The organism is Clostridium sp. LIBA-8841 (assembly GCF_057782475.1).
This window is the reverse complement of sequence record NZ_CM173488.1, coordinates 744361-762179: the sequence shown is the minus strand read 5'-3', so window position 1 is coordinate 762179 and position 17819 is coordinate 744361. Positions and strand designations below refer to the sequence as shown.

Annotated in this window: 13 protein-coding genes, 2 tRNA genes and 1 pseudogene; 1 reads left to right on the top strand and 15 read right to left on the bottom strand. The window is 27.4% G+C overall.

The features are described from left to right. Positions 1-58: 58 nt before the first annotated feature. The 7 genes from AC2A4K_RS03250 to AC2A4K_RS03220 all read right to left on the bottom strand — a co-directional run bounded on the left by AC2A4K_RS03250 (position 59) and on the right by AC2A4K_RS03220 (position 6972). A complete protein-coding gene (locus AC2A4K_RS03250; RefSeq protein ID WP_322504405.1) occupies positions 59-1348 on the bottom strand; it encodes a sensor histidine kinase in 1290 nt (429 codons plus the stop codon). Between the two features lie 11 nt (positions 1349-1359). Continuing rightward, positions 1360-2076: a LytR/AlgR family response regulator transcription factor gene (locus AC2A4K_RS03245; protein WP_322504406.1), complete on the bottom strand. Its 717-nt coding sequence runs from the start codon at positions 2074-2076 to the stop codon at positions 1360-1362. Positions 2077-2379: 303 nt separating this feature from the next. Continuing rightward, the gene (locus AC2A4K_RS03240) at positions 2380-4083 is read right to left on the bottom strand and encodes a vWA domain-containing protein (RefSeq protein WP_322504407.1); all 1704 of its coding nucleotides are present in this window, start codon (positions 4081-4083) and stop codon (positions 2380-2382) included. Positions 4084-4102: 19 nt separating this feature from the next. Next, positions 4103-4822, bottom strand: a complete 720-nt coding sequence (locus AC2A4K_RS03235; protein ID WP_322504408.1) for a hypothetical protein — start codon at positions 4820-4822, stop codon at positions 4103-4105. Then, complete coding sequence (locus tag AC2A4K_RS03230) at positions 4797-5630, bottom strand: LPXTG cell wall anchor domain-containing protein (RefSeq protein ID WP_322504409.1); 834 nt, start codon at positions 5628-5630, stop codon at positions 4797-4799. The genes AC2A4K_RS03235 and AC2A4K_RS03230 overlap by 26 nt, the downstream gene beginning before the upstream one ends. Positions 5631-5662: 32 nt before the next feature. Then, positions 5663-6394, bottom strand: a complete 732-nt coding sequence (locus AC2A4K_RS03225; RefSeq protein ID WP_322504410.1) for a BsaA family SipW-dependent biofilm matrix protein — start codon at positions 6392-6394, stop codon at positions 5663-5665. A gap of 50 nt (positions 6395-6444) precedes the next feature. Next, positions 6445-6972 (bottom strand): signal peptidase I, encoded by a 528-nt coding sequence (locus tag AC2A4K_RS03220; RefSeq protein WP_322504411.1) that lies wholly within the window; start codon positions 6970-6972, stop codon positions 6445-6447. A gap of 543 nt (positions 6973-7515) precedes the next feature. Here AC2A4K_RS03220 and srtB point away from each other — a divergent pair. Next, entirely contained in the window at positions 7516-8262 is a 747-nt protein-coding gene (srtB, locus tag AC2A4K_RS03215) for a class B sortase (RefSeq protein WP_322504412.1), read from the top strand. Positions 8263-8329: 67 nt separating this feature from the next. On the opposite strand, the gene AC2A4K_RS03210 is transcribed toward srtB, so the two are convergent. From AC2A4K_RS03210 to galE (AC2A4K_RS03175), 8 genes and pseudogenes are all read right to left on the bottom strand, one after another. Further along, positions 8330-10522, bottom strand: coding sequence for an alpha-galactosidase (locus tag AC2A4K_RS03210; RefSeq protein WP_322504413.1), 2193 nt, complete (start codon positions 10520-10522; stop codon positions 8330-8332). Between the two features lie 258 nt (positions 10523-10780). Then, positions 10781-10856 (bottom strand) — tRNA-Met (locus AC2A4K_RS03205). Positions 10857-11170: 314 nt separating this feature from the next. Beyond that, positions 11171-11246 (bottom strand) — tRNA-Met (locus AC2A4K_RS03200). Positions 11247-11502: 256 nt separating this feature from the next. Beyond that, on the bottom strand, positions 11503-12195 hold the full coding sequence (locus tag AC2A4K_RS03195) for a VanZ family protein (protein WP_322504414.1): 693 nt from the start codon (positions 12193-12195) through the stop codon (positions 11503-11505). A gap of 291 nt (positions 12196-12486) precedes the next feature. Next, on the bottom strand, positions 12487-13440 hold the full coding sequence (gene galU / locus AC2A4K_RS03190) for a UTP--glucose-1-phosphate uridylyltransferase GalU (RefSeq protein ID WP_322504415.1): 954 nt from the start codon (positions 13438-13440) through the stop codon (positions 12487-12489). A gap of 169 nt (positions 13441-13609) precedes the next feature. Then, complete coding sequence (gene galE, locus AC2A4K_RS03185; RefSeq protein WP_322504416.1) at positions 13610-14626, bottom strand: UDP-glucose 4-epimerase GalE; 1017 nt, start codon at positions 14624-14626, stop codon at positions 13610-13612. 290 nt (positions 14627-14916) lie between these two features. Beyond that, positions 14917-16641: pseudogene (locus tag AC2A4K_RS03180) on the bottom strand (phospho-sugar mutase). 34 nt (positions 16642-16675) lie between these two features. Further along, complete coding sequence (galE, locus tag AC2A4K_RS03175; RefSeq protein ID WP_322504417.1) at positions 16676-17692, bottom strand: UDP-glucose 4-epimerase GalE; 1017 nt, start codon at positions 17690-17692, stop codon at positions 16676-16678. Between the last annotated feature and the right edge of the window lie 127 nt (positions 17693-17819).

Sequence of the window (17819 nt, the reverse complement as noted above, 5' to 3'; positions counted from 1 at the left end):
ATTTTGAAAATTAATCCATTTAATTATATACTTTCTTTTTTAATTACTCATTTTTTCTCTAACACATTACATATAAAGTTACCTCAAAGAAATCTTTTAAATCATTAAACTCTATCTTGCCATTGTTTTTTGCAACAGATTGTTTAACATTTTCTAATCCTATACCGTGATTTTTTTTATCCTCTTTACTAGTTAAAATTTTATCGCCAACCCTTATCAAACTCTTCTCTTTTGAATTAATGATTTTTAAACTTAATTGATTAAACTCTGTCTTTACAATTACTTTAATATCTTTTTGTGAATCATTAGTTTCACAAGCTTCTATCGCATTATCTATTAAATTTCCAAAAATAATACATACATCTAAAGCATTTATATTTAATTCTTTATTTATATTAATATCAAACTCAATATTTATATTTTCTTCTTTGCATCTATTTAACTTTTCTAAACAAATTGCATTTATTATTTTATTTGAACAAATATTAATATCACTATATATAATTTTATTATTTAAGTTATTGAGATACTCTTCCATGCTATCATAGTCCTTATTTTTTAATAAATAACTTATTACATTAACATGGTTTTTTATGTCATGAAAAGTCTTTCTTGTATCATCATAATTCGTTATAACCTGTTCATAATATTTTTTTTGATAATCTAATTGTTTTTCAAGAACTTCTAATTGAACTCTCATTTTGTATTCTTTAGACTTTTTATAAAGACTAAAATAAACAAATCCTAATTCAATAGATATACTAATAGCTGCAAGTGATGCATAATAAACAATATCATTCTCAAAATCTATTTCATTAAAAAATCTATCTGAAAAAATAATTATAAGACCTAAAATTATTATAGTAATAGTATATTTTTTTATATATGTTTTACTATATATTTTTTTACCTTTAGCAAAAAATCTAACTATTATTACTAAAAATAAAATCATTAAAAATATACTTATACTAGCCTTTAAATATAGATTTTCTAGTTTTATTCTAGGATTTTTTAAATATAATAACATTATTGAATACAGATAAATAAGAAAGTATTTACTTAAGGAAATCCCTAAACAATAAACTGAAGTAATTAATATGCAATTACCTATTCTTTCTTTTTTCATATAAAATACAAAGATTATAAATATAATTACTGCCTCTGAAAGATATGAATTATTTTCTATTCCAAAAAGATAATGTACTAATACTATTCCAATAGTTATTAGTACAACACTAAGCAAACTCTTACTATTCCCAATTTTTTTTCTAGTTTCAAAAAACATAGTAATACCTATAGAAAAAACACTTATTATATAAGCTGTATGTATAAAATAAGATAAGTTCATTAATCCTATACCTATATATTATTAGCTTTTTTCAACAAATAATTTTTTATCTCGCTTTTATAACTTCTTCCTATAGGTATTTCAACTTTATTTTTAAGAACTAGTTTATTCAATAAAAATTCCTCTATCTTATTAGCATTAACTAAATAACTTCTATGACATCTAATAAAATTCTTATCTTTTATTTCATTCTCTAATTCTTTTATTTTCATATTAAAATCTATTTTTTCTTTTTCCAAGTTAGCTGTGATTGTTTTATTATTAACCTCAAAATATAAAACTTCTGAAATATTAATAAATACTCTCTTGCCATTTACATGAACTGAATACATCCATGGCATAGTTGAATTAATATTTTTTACGGCTCTAATAAACTCTTTTTCTAATTTTTCTATAGACACTGGTTTTACTAAATAATTTAAGGCTCCAATATCATAACCTTCAAAAACATATTCAACACTTCCAGTTATAATTATAGCTTGAAATGATGTATTCATTTTTCTTATTTTCTTTATTAACTCAATTCCATTTAAATCATCCATTAGAATATCACATAAAATTATATTATACTTTCTTGTATTTACTTTATATTTATCTAGCAGTTCTTTTCCTGAACTGAATTCATCAATTATTATATTCAAATTGTTTTTTTTACATATTTTTAAAAGCATATCTTTAATTATTTCTCTTTGAATCTTTTCATCATCACATATTGCTACGTTTATCATGTTTTTACCTTCTCTCACCAGTTAACATTTCATGTAAATTATAATGATTAATTCTAAAAAACTCAACTTGTTTTGTTAACTTAATACATACTTTATTAACACTTTATACTTTTTTTATATTAAAAAATCATTTTCACTTTAATTTTTTAATAATTACCAATTAAATATTACTTCTCTCTTAATTTTTTTCATAGTTAAAATGCGTAAAATGTCAACTTTAAAGCGTAAAATGCATTTTATTGATAAAAATTCAAAAAACCCTATGCTAAGTTTGATTTAGCATAAGGTTTTTTATTAAAGCCTTTATTTAATCCCCATAAAACTACCTATTTTATTTTCTATTTCATCAATATCAAAAAAGCCATTCTTTTTAGTTGAGTTATTTGATATTAATATATCTATATTTCTATTATCTTTATCAATATTGAAGACTGGGTTGTCCATAGAAACTTGTTGCCCATTTATTGATATATTATCAATATCATAACCTAAGGAATCTATTTCTTCTACTTTATATTCACCTGCTAACAAGTAATTTTTAGACATATCCTTATTATTTGATATATCTGTGTTCTCATCTTTTAAATAAACATCCAAGGTATTGTTTTGTCCATTTCCAACTACCTTTAAATAATACTTGCCCTTATCCCCTCCGTCTAAACATATAGTAAAATTATCATTAGTTTCTTCTTTTAATCCGATTATATTCTTTTTAACATTTATTTTACCCTCTTTATATGGTATATTTACCGTTGGCTTATTAAAAGTACCACTTTCCTCAGCTCCTGTAATAGGATTAGAATATTCCACAGTAGCCTCTTCATTTGTAAATATAGGCTCATTAGATCCCCAATAATCATCTTTAGGTTTAATTCTAAATTTTATTTCTAACCCTGAAGTATCTAAATCTCCAACATCCCAAGTTAATTCATTATTATTAATACTTGGAGTAATATTCTTTTCTTCCTGTGTTTTTAAATTTAAAACTTTAGAAGTCTTTCCCTCACCATAAGCATTTTCAACAATTTCAAAATTTGGATTTACTACATCTTTAACAACTAAATTTTTAGCAAGCATATTATCCATTATTATCTTATTAGATATACTTCCATAAATTTGCTTTAAAGTACTACTATTATCAATATTATCATCATGACTATGTTCGTCGTCATCATCTTCATCATAATTAGTTGCTCTACTGTCTATTTTATAATATCCAGAGTTTTGCATTTCTTTTAAAAGAGAATCTGCTCTATCTTTTTCGCTATCTTTTCTTATGTTATCTAAAAGCCCTATTGAAAAAGTTTTAGCATACGTATTATTTTCCATAAATACATTTTTATAATAATATAGTGTATTTTGTATTACACTCCAATAATCATCATACTTTTTTACAAGCCTATTAGGTACTCCATCAGTAAAAAATACCACATACTTAGGAACATCTTTTCTGTCATCATCTTGAAGAATACTATTTGTTAACATCCAAGCTGCCTGAATATTAGTATTTCCCATAAAATAATTACTTCCCTCATCGTCATCATCATCGCTATAACCATTATAAGCATAAGATTTTTCAATAGCTCTTATATAGTCTTCATCATTATTATAGTATTCTCTTTCTTCAAACCCAATATCTTTTTTAGCCTTGCTTCCAAAAGATACAACTGATATTCTAGCTCCTTTTAAATTTTTCACTGTATTCTCTACTAATGTATTCATGCCATCTACTAACTCATTAATATTAGGCGCCATACTATTAGAAACATCCATAACTAATACTATATCTGCTGGATCTACTATTTTCGAACTATTTCCAAGCATTTTTAAGTTTATTTCATACTCGCCATTACCTACTGAAGTTGCCGTTTTTACTATTTTAGCTCCTGAACTTGTTTTAACAGTTTGCTGATTTTGAGCTTCTTCTGCCTTAGTCGTTATTAAAGGGAAATTTATACTTAAAGTAAAAACAACTAAAGCTACTATTAATTTTTTTATGCTTTTCATATTACTTCACCTTACTTCTTTAATTACAAATTCCCATTAAATAATATTTAAGTTTAGAATCTATACCATTCCAATTTTCATCTATTACTTCTTTTCTTGGTTCTATGGCTTCTACTTTTACATCAATAATTAGCTTCTTATCTTTATATCTAGCTAATTCCTCATTACTCATTTTTTCTGTGTTTAGTTTTACAGAACTTAAAAATTCTTTTGTGTAATTATCTTTTAAAGTGCCATCACTATTTTTAAGTAAAGAATCATTGTATCTTTCTTCTGGCGTAATTTTTTCACTTATCTCTTTTGAAATTTCCTTATCTGTAGCATGTGGGAGCTTACTTGAATAATAATAATATCCATCATTTCCATATATCCAAAGATTATTATTATTATTTAAATCAGATAAGTTTATTGTATTTTCTAAATTTAAAGTAAGTAAATTTGTATTTCCAGGCCATGGATTACCATTTTCATCTACCCACCTTGGTATTATACTTACTCTAACAAGTTCATCATTTTTACCAGTATTCTCTACCTTAACATTTTTATTTATTTTTTCTCCATTAAAGGAATCTGGAGTTTCAAACTTTTCTGCAATTTTAGCATCAATACTTCCAACTCCAAACTTATTAATTTTTTGATCTAAAGAAGTAAAATATTTTGCAAATACTGTAACTGAAAAAACACTAATAATAATAACTCCACAAATTAGAATCTTATATGTTTTTCTTATTATCTTCATGTTCATTCCTCTTTTTATTTATAAATTTAGCATCTTTTTTAAAATTAGAATTTATAATTAAAAGTGCTCCTAAACAAATCACAATTATTATAAAGTAATTAATGTATCCTCTATCCCCTGTATATGGGATAGAGTGTTTCTCTTCATTGTTGTTAGAAGCTTTACTAGATGATGTCTTTGCCACCTCAATGCTATTATTTGATACTTTTTGTGTCTCATAACTATTTGCATAATCATTATCTTTAGAATATTTAGCTGTACTGTTATTATCTGATTCATTTGGTTTATTTCTACTTCTTCCTCCATCTAATCTAACTGCTGTGAAAATCCAATCTACTTGACCTTTTTTGTTTTTGTACTCATTTCCCATAGTCTTTCCTGGGAAACTAGCTACAGCATTAAGCGTCTTACTTTCTCCAGGATTTATAGTTCCTAAAAATATATTTTCTTCTAATCCATTTTCTCCGCTTACAGGTCCAGTGTATATGTTGCTTACATCGTAAGTTACTCTTAAATCCATCTTTTCTAACAAATCATATTTTTCCTTCTTTGTAACCCTACTAGCTTTCATAAAAATTTTATATGGACTATCATAATTGTTTCTAAGAACAATATTTCTTTCTAATTTATCTCCTGGAAGAACATTATCAGACCACAAAAATGGTTCATCTCCACTGATAAAAACTATACCTTTAGCATTTCCTTCTAATTCAACATTAGGGGTTGCAAATGTACTTGCAACCCCTGGTTTACACATTATAATCAAAAATACTATGGTTAACAAAAAGGATTTTTTTAAATTCTTCACCCTTTTCACTCCCTTGTATTACTGTAAATTTTCTATTTATTAGAATTTTCTTGATTGCCTAAATCTACAATTGAAGTTGGTGCTGTTTTCCATGAGTCTTTTGCTGCTCCATTTGATGCTTGTACAGCTTCTGAATCAATAGTTACATCAAATTTTAATCCTTTATATTCATTTGGAGTGTTTGGTGATAATGTTACACTTTCTAGTAAGTTTCCAGTATTAGTGTTTGGTGCTAAGACACCATTATAGTAATAATATCCACCATCAGCTCCTAAGTTAGCATCTGTTTCTTGTATCCATTTTCCTTGTTCTGGACTTGATGAATCAGTTAATCTATTGCCATCAGCATCGTTTTTAAAGTTCAAAACTATGTAATCTGTATTTAATGCTTCTTCTGTAGCTCCTTCAGTATTTGCAGGAACTATTTGTCCATCTTTAGTCCAAATACTAGTTACTACATTTCCATTAGAATCTTTCCACTCTTTTGTTATTTTTGCTCTAACTAATTGATCATATGTAGCTGTATTAGTTACACTTACTTGTTTTGTTACATTATCCCCTGGTAATGTATTATCAGCTTTTGTTCTATCGAAGTTTTCATGTATTTTTATACCTGAATTTGGATCATTAGGATTATCAGTACTTGCTGTTGCAAATGGGTTTGTTACAGAATCACTTGATGTAAACCATGCTAAAGATCCTCCTATACTTCCGACTGCTAAAACACCTGCTATGCAAAGTCCTATAATTTTTTTCTTACTCAATTCAAATTACCTCCTAAATTCAACAATTATTTATATTATTCTTATTAAAACTAAACTAACTTTTTCCCCCTTGTGTATCTATTAGATATGAATCCAACTAAGAGAATAATTAGTAGTAAACTACCTATAAATATCACTTTATTATTTTGAATACTTCTTAATATTCCACCTAAATAAGGAATCTGAAACATTACTTTTCCAACAAGTAAACTTCCTTCTAAAGGCATTGGATCTTGAGTATTATTAGCATCACCTTTAGTAATAAACTCAATATTTCCATTATTATTTATTATTTTTATAGCCCTATGAGTTGTTATATTATTAGTAATATCACTTTTAAAGGTTATTACATCATTTTCTTTTATATTATTTGGTGAAGTTTCTTTTACAACTACTAAACTTCCTGGCTTTATGGTTGGACTCATACTTCCAGTTAAAATATCATATACTCTATAACCGCCTATACTAACTCCAGAATTGCTTTTTTTAGCAACAAAACCTAAAAGTAAAAACGCTATAAGTATGCCTAAAAAACCATAAAACAAAATATTATAGAAAATCTTTATACCATTTTTCATAAACTGTTCCTTTTCACCCTTATAAGTTATTAAGCTTTTTAATTTCTAGCTTGCAAATTATTTATAACACCATAAATAATTTGCCTCAATAAATATGGCGTGAATTACATTTTTTATTACGTAAATGTGAATTTTTAAACATATAAATCTATTGTTGTATTCATAAATAAATTGGTGTAATATTGAAACTATCGTGGTTTTTTTAGAATAGTAAAAACCACTAAAGCACAAATATAATTAACTTTTTGTTTTAAATTAATACATATATATACTTTTTGATTATATTGTTTAATTACTAATAAACTTTCAAAACAAATTTATATAAAAATGGTTGTTTTAAACTAATGTTGCTTTTTAGATAGAATGTAATACCATATTAATAAAAATATAGTATTGTATTTTCTAATAGCTAGAAACTCTAAGATTTCAGTTTACTAAAACGGTCCTTAAGACTTTCTACAATTTAGATAAATCCGACTAAAAATCAACACTCGTCTAAAACATAGCCATAAAAAAACAAGTTATTATTTAGAGGTGAATATAATGAAAAACTCAAGAAGAAGTAAAAAAATTATAAGCTTAGTTTTAATAGTTATAATTTTCTTTTGTGCTCTACAAATATATCAAAGGCGCTTAGGATATTATACTGACTCAAATAATTATGAAAGCTTAAGAACTCTTTCTCCTCTATCTGATTCTGCTACTAATACAGACCCAGAAGAATCTGAGAAAGATGCTAAAAATGAAAAGAACTTAAAAGATATAAATCCAGACTATAAATTTTGGATAAAAGTTGATGGAACAAACATAGATTTTCCAGTAGTTCAAGGAGAAGATAATAATTTTTATCTACACCGTAACTTTAACAAAGAAAAGAGCTTTTCTGGTTCAATATTTGTTGACTCAGAAAATGATTTAAATAATGATACTAATATTGTTATTTATGGTCATAATATGAGAAATGATACTATGTTTGCCCAAATGAAGCATTTTAAGAATGAAAATTTCTTTAATACAAATAAATATATAACTCTTTATAGAGATGGTAAGAAATTAAATTTTGAAATTTTCTCAGTTTATTTAAGTAATGCTAAGGATTTAGAATCTCAAATAAAATTAAACTTCCCAAATGAAGCATCCTATGAAGCATATTTAAAAGAACAAGTCGATAAATCACTCTTTAAAAGAGCAGATATGGATTTAAAACCAGATAATAAGATATTAACTCTAGTTACTTGTGGATATGAATTTGATGATGCTAGAATAGTGGTGGTAGCAAAAGAAGTTTAAAATAGAGATAAAAATAAAATGCATGATTACAAGCTAAACTTAAGTAATCATGCATTCTTTTATTAAATTACTTTTCTACTTTTTTTAATCTCCAAAGTTTTGAAACATAGTCTCCATTAAGTTCTGGAATATTTAAACCTATATACATAAGCTCATCTCCACCAAGAGTTAAATTTTCTCCTATAATTTCATACTCTGAATCTTTATCTAATGCTGTAAGTTTTAAATTTTTAAATGTCTCATTAACAAGAGCTAATTGTCTAACATAACTTACTACAATCTCTTTCTTGTCCTCTGAAGTTATCATCCAAGCTACTTCATTGCTATTAAAAGGGCTTTTTAATCTATAAAGAGTACCAAATTGAACAGTTTCTCTAATTTCTTTATAAAGACTTATTTGCTCTTTTAACTCTTCTCTTTCTTCTTCGCTTAACTTAGTAATATCAAGCTCATATCCAAAATTACCTGCCATAGCAGAAATTCCTCTAGTTTCAAGAGGCGTTACTCTACCAGATTGATGATTAGGTACGGCTGAAACATGACAACTCATAGAAATTGGTGGATAGACCATAGATGTTCCAAACTGTATTTTAAGTCTTTCTATGGCATCAGTATCATCACTTGTCCAAGTTTGAGGCATATAATAAAGTATTCCTGGATCAAATCTTCCTCCACCACCAGAGCAACTCTCAAATAATATATTAGGGAACCTACTTGTTATCTCTTCCATAACTGTATATAACCCTAAGATGTATCTATGAGCTGTTTCTCTTTGTCTATCTGGAGATAAACCTAAAGAACAGACTTCAGTCATATTTCTATTCATATCCCACTTAACATAAGATATATTAGCACTTTCAAGTACATTACTAACAGACTCTATTATATAATCACAAACTTCTTTTCTTGATAAATCTAGAATTAACTGTTTTCTTGCTTGAGATCTAGCCCTTCCTGGAATATGAATACACCAATCTGGATGATTCTCATAAAGTTTACTAATAGGTGAAATCATCTCTGGTTCAAACCATAATCCAAATCCTAATCCCATATCATTTATATCCTTAGCTAACTTACCAAGTCCACCTTTTAATTTATCTTCATTAACAAACCAATCTCCTAAGGAACTTCTATCATCATTTCTGTTTCCAAACCATCCATCATCAAGAACAAAAAGTTCCATTCCTAGTTCTGAAGCCTCTTTGGCGATTTCCTTTATTTTCACTTCATTAAAGTCAAAATAAGTAGCTTCCCAGTTATTTATAAGTATAGGTCTTACCTTATCTCTATACTCTCCTCTCGCTAATCTTTCTCTATAAAGCTTATGGTAAATTTGAGACATTCCATTTAAACCATTTGGAGAATAAACTAAAACAACCTCTGGAGCTTGAAATTCCTCTTTAGAATCAAGTAACCATTTGAAATCAAAAGGATTTATTCCTATTTGAGCTCTTGCATTTCTATACATATCAACTTCCAAATTAGCTAAGAAATTTCCACTATAGACTAAGCTAAATCCATAAACATCTCCATTCTCTTCATTAGCCTCTTTTCTACATAAAGCCATGAAAGGATTTTGAGCATGACTACTTGCTCCTCTTCTACTCTCAACAGCTTGACTTCCACTTCTTAGAGGTGTTCTAACAATATGTCTTTCTCTTCCCCATGCCCCTGAAAGTTGAATAAAATCAAATTGATCATCCTTAAAATCTACATTAGCACTTAAAACTCTCTCTATATTTATTTTTTCATTACTATTATTTACTATCTTTAAACTTCTTGTAATAGCATCAAAATCTTTAAAAACATTATATGTTAAAATAACTTCTAGATTTTTTAGAGAATCTACTAGGGTTATTTCTAGTGATGTAGCCTCTTCTTTATTTTCAATATATACAGCTGGTAATCCTGCAAGATTGTGTTTCCCATTGTAAATTCTATGAGACTTATATCTTAAATCAGTAGCTGATGTGCCATCTTCATATTGAAACTCTAAGGCTGGACTTCTTAAATCAGTCGCTCCAAAAGTTGGACACTCCTGTGGAACTAATTCCAATTGAAAGCCTTCTATATTATCTGTATCGGCTAAAAAACTTCCAAAACATCTTTTTCTAAAAAAATATTCTAAGTTATCGGTCTTTAGCTTTCTTCCCCAATATAAGTGACTTACATGTCCTGTTTCCAAGATTTTAAAAACATAACTTGTATTCTTTGTCTTTAAATGAAAGGTTTTAAAATTCTCATTATAATTTATACTCATAATCCACTTAGAGCTATATAAGCTTCTTGAATAAAGCCTTACTAACTCTTCCCCCTATTTATACTATTTTTTAGATGAATATTGATTTTTAGATATATGTATTTACAGTTATTTATATCTTTATCAAACCAACATACTAATTTTATCCTTCAATAGAATTATATAGAGAATTTCATTAAAATTAAATATATAAAAGTATTTTCTTATCTAAAATAAAAACAATAAAAAAAGTTCTACTTTTTTAAGTAGAACTTTTTATGGTTGCGGGAGCAGGACTTGAACCTACGACCTTCGGGTTATGAGCCCGACGAGCTACCAGCTGCTCCATCCCGCGTCATTAAATTGTCTCGTTGACATGTACTAAGTATATTCCTAATTCTTTAAGAAGTCAAAGGTTATTTTCCAAAGAATATATTTAAACTTAACTTAAACTACTTATAAGTTAGTCATAGCCTCAACACCTTAATAAAAACTTTTTTTATTTCAAGTTATTTTCAGAGGATTTTTACTCTTTAGTTGAGGTTTTATCTACAAATATTAACTTAGGCTTTTCTTAGAGTTAATATTACTACTTAATATATAAATGCATTTTCTTATCTAAAATAAAAACAATAAAAAAAGTTCTACTTTTTTAAGTAGAACTTTTTATGGTTGCGGGAGCAGGACTTGAACCTACGACCTTCGGGTTATGAGCCCGACGAGCTACCAGCTGCTCCATCCCGCGTCATTAAATTGTCTCGTTGACATGTACTAAGTATATTCCTAATTCTTTAAGAAGTCAAAGGTTATTTTCCAAAGAATATATTTTAACTTAACTCAAACTACTTATAAGCTAGTCATAACCTCAATGCCTTAATAAAAACTTTTTTTATTTCAAGTTATTTTTAGAGAATTTTTACTCTTTAGTTGAGGTTTTATTTTCAAATATTAACTTACGCTTTTCTTCAAGTTAACATTACTACTTAGATAATCCTTTTCACTTAAAACTTGCATATATTTCTTGATTTAACTGTTATATTAATAAATAAATTATAAATATAATATCCCCAAATTCCACTTAAAGTATTACATATAAGATCATTAATTTCAAAGAATCTTTTTGTATTAGGAAAAACTAAAGATAAAACCACTTGAGAGCTTTCTATGAATAAGGCTATTAAAAAACATACTTTTAATATAGTTTTTATTGATGGTATATAAGAATTTTCTCTTATTCCCTCTTTATTTCTTCTTTCAAAGCTTTCTAAAAGTTTATTTATCCTTTTTATTATCCTTTTTCCTAAGGTTAATTTTTCTTCATCTATACTATAAAAATAACAAATGAAAAATGCCATTGGGCTTAGTACTATTAAATTGCCAGTTAATTGATATATTACACCTGAAAGCCCTACATCAAGATATATTTGCTTTATGCTCCAAATTGGTCTAAGCCATATTTCTGGTGGACTATAAACGATGTGGTTTCCCCAAGCAATAGTTAGTGGGAAATAAACTCTTGAAATTACGCCAATTATGTAAATACAAAATAAATCAAACATAAATTCTTCACTAGAATATATGCTTTTATAAATATGTTCTTTTTTAATTATTCCTTTGATTTTAATTGCCACTCTGAAGAAGCAAAAAAATAAAATACCCCATATTAAAAATGTATTTTGAGAAATAATAACCATAAATTCTCCTATCTTAGTATATTCCATACTGCTATAAATAAATTTTAAATATCATCTGTTAATTATAACCATATATTTAAAATTATAGTCAACCCTTATTACATTTTATTAATCTTTCTCTTTATAATCTTAATTTGTGCTTTAAAATAAAGCTTAAATTTAAAATATTATAAATTATTTATATAGTTAAAAATCTAAGTTTTAATAAAAAAAGCTCTGTAAATGCACAGAGCTTTTTCATTAAAGATTTATATTTTATTATTTCGAACTTTTGATACAACCTATTCTTAATTACGCTTGAGTAACAAGAACTTTTTCTTCTTCTTTCTCTTCTTCCTTTTTAGTAACTGTTTTTTCTCCAAATATATCTTGGCTAGTAGATAATCCTTTTAAGTAATCAACAAATCCATCTCTAAGATCTGATCTTCTTAAGGCATACTCAACAGTAGCTTCTAAGAATCCTAGTTTATCTCCAACATCATATCTTCTACCCTCAAAATCATAAGCATACATAGCTTCTTCGCTCATAAGCTCTAAAAGGGCATCTGTTAATTGAATTTCTCCACCTTTACCTGGCTTAGTATTTTCTAATATTTCAAATATTCTAGGTGTTACTATATATCTTCCTAATATAGCTACATTTGAAGGTGCTTCTTCTTGAGATGGTTTTTCAACTAATCCCTTTACTTTGTAAACTCTACCTTCAATATGTTTTCCATTAACAATTCCATACTTAGAAACATTCTCTTCTGGAACAGTTTGAACACCTAATACACTAGTTCTATATTCATCATAACAATCAATTAATTGCTTTAAACATGGTTTCTCATCATTATAAACCACGTCATCTCCAAGTAATATAGCAAATGGCTCATCCCCAACGAAAGTCTTTGCACAATGTATAGCATGTCCAAGTCCCTTTGGTTCTTTTTGTCTTATATAATGAATATCAACCATTTCTGATATATCTCTAACTAAATCTAAAAGTTCAGTCTTACCTGACTTTTCAAGCTCCATTTCAAGTTCAATATTACGGTCAAAGTGATCCTCAATTGATTTTTTACTTCTTCCTGTAATAACAAGAATTTCTTCAATTCCTGAGGCTATAGCTTCTTCTATTATGTATTGTATAGTTGGCTTATCCACTATCGGAAGCATCTCCTTAGGTTGAGCTTTTGTTGCAGGTAAAAATCTAGTTCCAAGACCTGCTGCTGGTATTATAGCTTTTCTTATTTTCTTATTCATTCTCTTATCCCCTTGTACAATAAAATTTAAAGACTTCAAAATACTTTTTCATGACTCTATTTTAGTAAAACTATTGTAAGTTAATTGTCAAGTTCTATCCTTGATTAATTTAAATACAAAAATATATTTAAATACTTTTAACCTAGATTATTACAACATATGATTAATTCTATCTGAAATTTTTCATTCCAACACATTGCCACTTCCAAAAATCTTTACACATATCTTCTAAGTTTTTCTCTGCTTTCCATCCAAGCTCTTTCTCAGCTTTTGATGGATCTGCAAAGCTAGTGGCAATATCTCCTGCTCTTCTTTCAACTATTTTATAAGGTATTTCCTTACCTGATGCCTTTGAAAAAGCCTCAATTATTTCTAATACAGAATATCCTTGTCCAGTTCCTAAGTTATATGTACTAACTCCTGAACCATCCTCTAACTTTTTCATGGCAGCTACATGTCCTTTTGCTAAATCAACAACATGTATATAATCTCTTACTCCAGTTCCATCTGGAGTGTTGTAGTCATTTCCAAATACTCTTACATAATCTAACTCACCATCAGCTACTTTTGAAACATAAGGCATAAGATTATTTGGTATTCCATTAGGTAACTCACCAATTAACCCACTCTCATGAGCTCCAACTGGATTAAAATATCTAAGAAGTACAATATCCCATGAATTATCTGATACATATATATCTCTTAAAATATCCTCTGTCATTGTCTTACATCTACCATAAGGATTTGTTGCAAATCCTGATTGAAGTCCTTCATGTACAGGCACAATTTCACTTTCTCCATAAACGGTAGCTGAAGAACTAAATATAAACTTCTTAACATTATGATTTCTCATACTTGTTAAAAGATTTAAAGTTCCAATAATATTGTTATTATAATATTCTAAAGGTTTTTCAACTGATTCTCCGACTGCTTTAAGAGAAGCAAAGTGTATAACAGCATCTATTTTTTCATTTTCAAAAATAGTGTCTATGTCTTCAAAATTGACTAAGTCACCTTCATAGAATTTTATTTTTTTACCTGTTATATCTTCAACTATATCTTTAACTTCTTTTCTACTATTTATTAAGTTGTCAATAACAACAACAGAATTATTCTCATCCCCTAATAATTCTATTATCGTATGGCTTCCTATATAGCCAATTCCGCCAGTTAATAATATATTCATTAAAACTTCTCCCTCACCAAAAAATTACATCTAAAATTATATCATAAAATAATTAACTCTTACAAATTAACAATATCTAAAAAATAAAAAGTTGATATTAGTATAACTTTTATTCATAAGAAAGTTATATTATATTTTTTTATCATCTTATTATATATAAAATAAAACAATATTAAATTTATATGCAATATTTTTCAAAAAAATAACATAGCAAATTCAGAGGAGTTAGAACTTGCTATGTCTTTATATTATATGAATAATATCTAATTTTCTTAAATTTAAATATAAAATTAAAGTTCTTTATTTACAATGTCCATTACGGCTTTTTCAAATTTCTCTATTTTTTCATTTGATTCTTTTAGAGTTTTAGCTTCTATAGCTAAATAAATCTTCATTTTCGGCTCTGTTCCTGATGGTCTAATAACAAACCATGAATTATCTTCTAGTATATATTTTAAAACATTAGATTTTGGAAGATTAATTTCTCTTTCTTCCATAGTATCGTTATCTATTTCTTTACTTAATTTATAATCAAATGAAGTTTTAACCTTAACTCCCAAAACCTCTTTAACAGGATTATTTCTTAAAGAATCTATACATTTAGCTATCTTTTCTTGTCCTTCTTTTCCTGCTAATTCTATAGATATAAGTTTTTCTTGCGTATATCCAAACTTTTCATATAACTCTATTAAAGCTTCGTAAAGAGTTAGTACATTTTCTTTATAATATAACGCCATCTCAGCAATTAAAGTTGAAGCTATAACTGCATCCTTATCTCTTACAAAATTTCCTGCTAAATATCCATAGCTTTCTTCTAAACCAAAGATGAAATCATTACTCTTAGTTTTTTCAAACTCTCCTATTTTTTCACCAATATATTTGAATCCAGTTAGTGTATTTATAAGCTCTACACCATAAAAGTCCGCTATATTTTTAACGCCTTCTGTAGTAACTATTGTTTTTATAATAGCTCCCTTTGAAGACAATTTTTCTTCATCTTTTAGTGATTTTAATATATAATCTGCTAAAAGCATTCCTGTTTGGTTTACTGTTAAAACTTTATATTCTCCTGAATTATCCTTAACAACAACCCCTATTCTATCGCAGTCTGGGTCAGTTCCAAAAATTATATCTGGATTTTCAGTTTTAGCCATTTCTAAAGCTAATTTAAATACTGATTTATCCTCTGGATTTGGATATGATGCTGTTGGAAAGTTTCCATCTGGCTTTTCCTGTTCTTTAACAACTTTTAAATTTTCAAATCCAAGTTCATGTAAAACTCTTCTAACCGGTTTATTACCTGAACCATGAATCGGAGTATATATTATTTTTAACTCCTTAGCCTTTTCTTGAACTAAGCTTTTTCTTATAAATAAAGATTTAACATTTTTAATGTAGACTTTGTCCACATTTTCTCCAATATAAGTTAATAACCCTTTATCTAATGCTTCTTTCTCAGACATAGTTTTAACATGTTCAAATATATGTAAAGAATCAATATATCTTATAATTTCTTTAGCTGTTTCGTCAGTTATTTGTCCTCCATCAGCTCCATAAACTTTATATCCATTATATTGTTTTGGGTTATGAGAAGCTGTTATAACTATTCCTCCTGAACATTTAAGCTCTCTCACTGTAAATGAAAGTTCTGGAATTGGTCTTAAATCTTCAAATAAGAAAACCTTTATATTATTAGCAGCAAAAGTTAATGCTGTTGCCTTTGCAAACTCCTTTGACATGTTTCTTGAGTCATAAGCAATAGCTATAGATGGATTTTCAAAGTGTTTTTTTAAATATTGTGAATATCCCTGAGTAGCCTTTTATACAGTGTATATATTCATTCTATTATTACCAGCCCCAATAACTCCTCTTAATCCACCAGTACCAAATTCTAAATCTTTGTAGAATCTATCCTCAATTTCTATTGTATCTGTTAAATTCTTTAATTCTTATTTTATTTTTTTTGAAACCTTAGCTGATTCTATCCACATTTTTAGTCTTTCTAAATGATTCATCTTTAATCCTCCAAGTAAAATTTTTATGCTTGTGCTATTTTAAATTTTTCATTCCTACACATTGCCATTTCCAAAAGTCTTTACACATATCTTCTAAGTTTTTCTCTGCTTTCCATCCAAGCTCCTCTTCAGCTTTTGATGGATCAGCAAAGCTAATAGCAATATCTCCTGATCTTCTTTCAACTATTTTATAAGGTATTTCTTTTTCTGATGCCTTTGAAAAAGCTTCAATTATTTCTAATACAGAATATCCTTGTCCAGTTCCTAAGTTATATGTACTAACTCCTGAACCATCCTCTAACTTTTTCATAGCAGCTACATGTCCTTTGGCTAAATCAACAACATGTATATAATCTCTTATTCCAGTTCCATCTGGAGTGTTATAGTCATTTCCAAATACTCTTACATAGTCTAACTCTCCATCAGCTACTTTTGAAACATAAGGCATAAGATTATTTGGTATTCCATTAGGTAACTCACCAATTAACCCACTTTCATGAGCTCCAACTGGATTAAAATATCTAAGAAGAACAATATCCCATGAATTATCTGATACATATATATCTCTTAACATATCCTCTGTCATTGTCTTACATCTACCATAAGGATTTGTTGCAAAACCTGATTGAAGTCCTTCATGTACAGGCACGATTTCACTTTCTCCATAAACGGTAGCTGAAGAACTAAATATAAACTTCTTAACATTGTGATTTCTCATACTTGTTAAAAGATTTAAGGTTCCAATAATATTGTTATTATAATATTCTAAGGGTTTTTCAACTGATTCTCCGACTGCTTTAAGAGAAGCAAAGTGTATAACAGCATCTATTTTTTCATTTTCAAAAATATTATCTATGTCTTCAAAATTGACTAAGTCACCTTCATAGAATTTTATTTTTTTACCTGTTATATCTTCAACTATATCCTTAACTTCTTTTCTACTATTTATTAAGTTATCAATAACAACAACAGAATTATTTTCATCTTTTAATAGTTCTATTATTGTATGGCTTCCTATATAACCAATTCCACCAGTTAATAATATCTTCATTCTAATTGATCACTCCTATTCAAAAATAATATAAGAACTAGTTCTTAACGTAACTGTAAATCTTTAAAAAGATAAAGAAAAATTTCTACTACAAAAAAATTTATAGCAGAAACTTAATTTATAAAAA